Below are 755 nucleotides of genomic sequence, written 5' to 3'. Positions count from 1 at the left end.
CCACTTTAGCTTGCGGTGCAGAGGTCGGCATCACAATTTTGCTTTTAATTTTGAGTAAATGAGAAGATAATGCAACACCTTGTGCATGATTTCCAGCTGAACAAGCGATTACTCCACGTTTTTTTTCTTCATTTGTTAGTTGGGAAATTTTATTAAATGCACCACGAAATTTGAATGACCCCGTTAACTGCATATTTTCTAACTTCAAATAAATTTCTCCACCGGTTTTACTGGTTAAATAAAAAGATTTAACCAAAGGCGTTTTTCTAGCATTCCCATCTAAAATTTTTTGTGCTTTTTTTATATTCCCAATGTTAAGTGGTAAAATCTCATTACTCATATTAACACTTCTTTCAATGGCTTATAATCTAATTCTAGTGTTGTACCTAAATTCTCATAAGTTATCGTACCCTTGTAAATATTTATCCCCGTCGCCAAAGCCGGTTTATTTTGGATTGCATTCTCTAATCCATTTTTAGCTATTGCTAGTAAATACTCAATATTTCCATTTGCCAACGCCATAGTTGAAGTACGTGGGGTGGCACCAGGCATATTTGGTACTGCATAGTGGATTACGTCATGTTTAATAAATACAGGATTATCATGAGTTGTATAATGATCAATAGTTTCTACTGTACCACCTTGATCTATTGCGATATCCACAATGACACTTCCTGGCTTCATAGATTGAACCATATACTCTTTAACAATTTTAGGAGGGCGAGATCCTGGTATTAAAATTGTTGAAATAAATA

1 protein-coding gene and 1 pseudogene are annotated in these 755 nt (G+C 34.3%); both read right to left on the bottom strand.

The features are described from left to right. Window positions 1-340: pyridoxal-phosphate dependent enzyme (locus tag ACTJJY_RS31925; RefSeq protein ID WP_440607450.1), on the bottom strand; the 340-nt coding region annotated here is incomplete at its 3' end. Further along, window positions 337-755, bottom strand: a pseudogene (locus ACTJJY_RS31920) (alanine dehydrogenase); the annotation flags it as partial. The gene ACTJJY_RS31925 and the pseudogene ACTJJY_RS31920, both read right to left, overlap by 4 nt.

The organism is Bacillus sp. 22475, from assembly GCF_052044835.1.
GTDB classification, from domain to species: Bacteria; Bacillota; Bacilli; order Bacillales; family Bacillaceae_G; genus Bacillus_A; species Bacillus_A cereus.
Note: the sequence above shows the minus strand (reverse complement) of the source record. Positions and strands in the feature narration are given on the sequence as shown.